This window comes from Mesorhizobium sp. M4A.F.Ca.ET.090.04.2.1, assembly GCF_003999085.1.
Lineage (GTDB): Bacteria > Pseudomonadota > Alphaproteobacteria > Rhizobiales > Rhizobiaceae > Mesorhizobium.
Genome location: NZ_RZOT01000542.1, coordinates 1 through 4,102 on the forward strand (window position 1 = coordinate 1; position 4,102 = coordinate 4,102).

The following is a 4,102-nucleotide window of genomic DNA, read 5'->3' on the forward strand; positions in this document are numbered from 1 at the left end:
GTGTGGACCTGCGACCTGACCAAGGAATATGTCGCCATCAATGGCGACTACAGGAGCTGACGACGTTGATGTCCAGACATCCGGCAAGCGTGCTCGCGACGGTGCGCCGCTACGAGGCTGCCGGGTTCCGCGCCTGGCCCGCCGCCGCCGTCCACTATGATGGCACATGGGTGGTGCGGCTGACGGCCGGCCACGCGGCCAAGCGGCTGAACTCGGTCAATCCGCTCGATCCCGGCGACACCCAGCACATTGCCGAGCGCATCGGCCGCGCCAGCCGGCGCTTCGAAGCATATGGCAGGCCGCTGACCTTTCGCATATCGCCACTGTCGGGCCCTGTCCTGTCAAAGCATCTCGACAGTGAAGGCTGGAGCAGCTTCGACGAATCGCTGGTGATGCGCCTGCCGCTCGCCGATGCCCAGCTCGATCCCGCCATGGACCAAATCCCGCTGAAGGACATCAGCCGCTTCATCGGCGCGCTGCTCAAGGTGAGTGGCTCGGACGTGTCGCTGAGGCCGGGCCTGTCGGAGATCATCGGCGCCATCCAGCCGGAGGCCGGGCTGTTCGCGCTCGAGGATGGCAGCGAGCCACTGGCGACGCTGATCTGCGTCCACGACGGCGATCTCGCCGGCCTGTTCGAAGTCGCCACCGACAAGGCGGCGCGCAACAGGGGCCACGGCCGAAACCTCATCCTGTCGGCGTTGAAGTGGGCGCGGCTGCGCGGCGCGCGGGAAGCCTGGCTGCAGGTGGAGGCCAGCAACGCGCCGGCGCTGTCGCTGTACCGATCGATGGGCTTCGAGGAAGTCTACCGCTACCACTATCGCCGGCCGCCCGGCGCATGAGCGAGCTCAAGCCAGCCGGCAAGCGCCTGCTTCTGGTCGCGGCCTGCGCGCTGGTCGACGCCGACGGGCGCGTGCTGCTGGCGCAGCGCCCCGAGGGAAAGCAGCTCGCTGGCTTGTGGGAATTCCCAGGCGGCAAGGTCGAGCCAGGCGAAACACCGGAAGAGTGCCTGATCCGGGAACTACATGAGGAGCTCGGCATCGAGACCGAGATCCCTTGCCTCGCACCGCTGACCTTCGCCAGCCATAGCTATGATCACTTTCACCTGTTGATGCCGCTTTTCGTCTGCCGCCGCTTCCGCGGGATTGCGCAGCCGAGGGAGGGGCAGGCGCTGAAATGGGTGCGGCCACGCCAGATGCGCGACTATCCGATGCCGCCGGCCGACGCGCCGCTGATCCAGTTCCTCATCGATCTCCTGTAGTCGGGGAATTCGGCGCTGGTTTAGCCAGCGTTAATGGATGATTTATCTCGATATGAAAAATTGCGGCGAGGCTGGTCTCGGCCTACACGCGTGGGGAGCGATTGCATGAGCCTGGACAAAGACTGGGAGTCAATCCGGCCGGACCGCGGCTTTCGCGCCGCCGATGCGGGCATGGGCGTGTTGCGCATCACGCTGCTGTTCGGTTCCGCCGCGGTGGCGCTGGCCCTGATCGCCGCGCCTTTCCTCGACAGCCACACGCGCCCGGCCCGCGATGGCATTGCCGGCGTCGACACGATGAGCACCGGTTCGATCGGCCATCGCGACACCTATACGCTGCGCCGCAGCGTGCTGCAGCCCCTGCCCAGCTCGATCTGCGTGATCCGCAGCGACGGCACGCGCAGCGGCGACTGCTGACATGGTTAACGATTTTTCCAGAACCGACCTATTTCACTGCCTGTTAAGCTTTTGCCGTTAACCTTTCTTAACGGGTCAACGCTAAGGTTCCTGGCAAGAGGGATCGATGATCATGAAAAAGCTGCTGCAACGGTTCATTCAAGACGAGACGGGCGCGACAGCCATTGAATATGGCGTGATCGTCACCGTCCTGTCGCTCGCCATCGTCGCCGGCGTCGGCCAGGTCGGCAATGCGATCGTGTGGTTGTTCAGCGATAACAACAGCAAGTTGGCCAACGCCTTCGCGCAGCACTGAGCCCCAAGGGGTCGCTGCTCAGCGGTCTTGCGGACCTTCCAGGATGGTCTTCAGCGAGACCTTGGCCGTGCCGGGCTTTAGCGGCTTTTGCTGCGATGCATCGGGCGCCCAGCCGGACATCCATACGAGCGAGAAGCTTGCCCTGATACGGCCGTCGGGATCGGAAAACCGTTCCGCGTAGATTTCGGCGGCGCGCGCGAAGAATTTCCGCGTGCCGGGCCGCCGGCTGCGATCGACGAGGGGGCTGGTCTCGCCCATGGCTCTCAGATCGGCGAGCAGGTCGAACATGGTGTCGTAACGCACCGTAACCGTCTCGACATCGGCGACCGGCAGCGCCAGGCCGGCGCGTTGAAGCAGCGCGCCGGCGTCGCGGACATCGGTGAAGGGAATGACGCGCGGGCTGGCGCCGCCGTAGAGCTCGGTCTCGGCGGCGAGCAGGCTCTCGCGCAGTTCGGAAAGCGTGCCGGCGCCGGCCAGGGCGCCGAGAAAAAGCCCGTCGGGCCGCAGCGCCCGCCGGATCTGGGCCAGCATGCCGGGAATATCGTTCATCGCCTGCAGCGACAGCAGCGACACGACAAGGTCGAGGCTTTGCGCCTCGAACGGCACAGTTTCGAGCGCCGCCACCAGCCCGGCTGCGCCTGCGAGGAAGGCAGTGTCCGCTTCGACGCGCGCTATCTCCGCCGCCTTGCCGCTTTCGGCGAGCACATCCCCTGCCGCCGGCGTCTGGCAAAACAGCGCGGCCGCCTTGCCGAAGCTGCGCTCGACCGCGCCGAGCCGGTCGGCAAGGTCATCGGCTGCCCGCCGCATCAGGAAATCGGCGCCGCCCACGGGGTGGGCCAGGGCGCGACGCTTGCGCGCCAGCCAGAGCGAGGTGTCGATGATAGGCTGCAACGGGCAGGTTCCTGTTTCCCGCTCTCTGATATAGTGGAGCGGCGACGAAACCACGTGGCCGATCCAATGCCGAAGATCAAGACCGTTGAACTCGGGACAATCGCGCGGAGGGCATTGGCCTTGCCGGCGCGCATCCTGTTTCCGCCGGTCTGCGCCGGCTGCCGGCGCCATGTCTCGCAGCCCGGGGTGCTGTGCGGCACCTGCTGGCCGAAGCTCAGGCTGCTGGAACGGCCCTGGTGCGCGGTGATGGGCACGCCGTTCACCCACGACATGGGCGAGGGCTTCCTCTGCGCCGAAGCCATTGCCGATCCGCCGCCTTTCGAGCGGGCGCGGGCGGCGGTCGTCTATTCCGGCGTCGCGCGCCAGATGGTGCAGGGCCTGAAGTACCAAGACCGTACGGATCTGGCGCCATGGATGGCGCGCTGGATGCAGCGTGCCGGAGCCGAGCTGATCGCGGAGGCTGATCTCGTCGTGCCGGTGCCGTTGCACTGGCGGCGCTTCTTCCGGCGGCAGTTCAACCAGTCGGCCGAGCTGGCGAGGGCGGTGTCGCACCTCAGCGGCCTGCCTTTCTCGGCTTCGGTTGTGAGGCGCGTGAAGCTCACCCGCCAGCAGGTCGGGCTGGAGCGGCAGGAGCGCGAGGACAATGTGCGCGCCGCCTTCCGCGTGCCGTCCGAGGCGGAGATCGAGATCGCCGGCCGCCGGGTGCTGTTGGTCGACGATGTCTATACCACCGGCGCGACCGTGAGATCGGTGGCCAAGGCACTGAAGAAGGGCGGCGCCGGCGCCGTCGACGTGCTGACCTTCGCGCGCGTTTTGCCAGGGGACTTTCGAGCCGACGAGTCCGCGACTATATAAAACGACAAATGTTGTTGTTGTCCCAGAGCGCTGCGCGCTTCCAGGTGACATGCAGGAATGCTGATCGATGATTGATGTGACGATCTATACGCGCATGATGTGTGGCTATTGCACCGCGGCCAAGCGGCTGCTCGAGCGCAAGGGCGTCGCCTACACCGAGCACGATGCCTCCTTCTCGCCGGAACTGCGCCAGGAAATGATTTCCCGGGCGCATGGCCGCTCTACATTTCCGCAGATTTTCATCGGCGACACGCATGTCGGCGGCTCCGACGACCTCCACGAGCTGGAGGCCGAGGGCCGGCTCGATGCGCTGCTCGCCGACGGTTCGAGGGGTTGATCATGGGTGGTTTCAAGGCAGCGGCGGTGCAGATGCGTTCGGGCACCAGCCC

General features: G+C 66.1%; 7 protein-coding genes. 6 read left to right on the forward strand and 1 reads right to left on the reverse strand.

Annotation, left to right across the window (positions count from 1 at the left end):
* Nucleotides 1-68 precede the first annotated feature (68 nt).
* The 4 genes from EN781_RS27635 to EN781_RS27650 all read left to right on the forward strand — a co-directional run bounded on the left by EN781_RS27635 (nt 69) and on the right by EN781_RS27650 (nt 1,967).
* Complete coding sequence (locus EN781_RS27635) at nt 69-839, forward strand: GNAT family N-acetyltransferase (protein WP_245455370.1); 771 nt, start codon at nt 69-71, stop codon at nt 837-839.
* Nucleotides 836-1,258, forward strand: coding sequence for a (deoxy)nucleoside triphosphate pyrophosphohydrolase (locus EN781_RS27640; RefSeq protein ID WP_126058135.1), 423 nt, complete (start codon nt 836-838; stop codon nt 1,256-1,258). The genes EN781_RS27635 and EN781_RS27640 overlap by 4 nt, the downstream gene beginning before the upstream one ends.
* Nucleotides 1,259-1,363: 105 nt before the next feature.
* Nucleotides 1,364-1,672 (forward strand): hypothetical protein, encoded by a 309-nt coding sequence (locus EN781_RS27645; RefSeq protein ID WP_126058136.1) that lies wholly within the window; start codon nt 1,364-1,366, stop codon nt 1,670-1,672.
* A gap of 112 nt (nt 1,673-1,784) precedes the next feature.
* A complete protein-coding gene (locus tag EN781_RS27650) occupies nt 1,785-1,967 on the forward strand; it encodes a Flp family type IVb pilin (RefSeq protein ID WP_126058137.1) in 183 nt (60 codons plus the stop codon).
* Nucleotides 1,968-1,985: 18 nt separating this feature from the next.
* Here the strand turns inward: EN781_RS27650 and EN781_RS27655 are convergent, their stop codons facing one another.
* Entirely contained in the window at nt 1,986-2,858 is an 873-nt protein-coding gene (locus EN781_RS27655) for a methyltransferase domain-containing protein (protein ID WP_126058138.1), read from the reverse strand.
* Nucleotides 2,859-2,912: 54 nt separating this feature from the next.
* On the opposite strand from EN781_RS27655, the gene EN781_RS27660 reads away from it, so the two are divergent.
* Nucleotides 2,913-3,713 carry a ComF family protein gene (locus EN781_RS27660; protein WP_126058139.1) on the forward strand — a complete coding sequence of 267 codons (801 nt, stop codon included), beginning with the start codon at nt 2,913-2,915 and terminating at the stop codon, nt 3,711-3,713.
* Between the two features lie 67 nt (nt 3,714-3,780).
* Nucleotides 3,781-4,050, forward strand: coding sequence for a glutaredoxin 3 (gene grxC / locus EN781_RS27665; protein WP_126058140.1), 270 nt, complete (start codon nt 3,781-3,783; stop codon nt 4,048-4,050).
* The last annotated feature ends 52 nt before the right edge of the window (nt 4,051-4,102 follow it).

Bases quoted from the DNA above. Each gene is read 5' to 3' on its own strand.
- EN781_RS27635 (WP_245455370.1), top strand. From the start codon at position 69: ATGTCCAGACATCCGGCAAGCGTGCTCGCGACGGTGCGCCGCTACGAG.
- EN781_RS27640 (WP_126058135.1), top strand. From the start codon at position 836: ATGAGCGAGCTCAAGCCAGCCGGCAAGCGCCTGCTTCTGGTCGCGGCC.
- EN781_RS27645 (WP_126058136.1), top strand. From the start codon at position 1,364: ATGAGCCTGGACAAAGACTGGGAGTCAATCCGGCCGGACCGCGGCTTT.
- EN781_RS27650 (WP_126058137.1), top strand. From the start codon at position 1,785: ATGAAAAAGCTGCTGCAACGGTTCATTCAAGACGAGACGGGCGCGACA.
- grxC (WP_126058140.1), top strand. From the start codon at position 3,781: ATGATTGATGTGACGATCTATACGCGCATGATGTGTGGCTATTGCACC.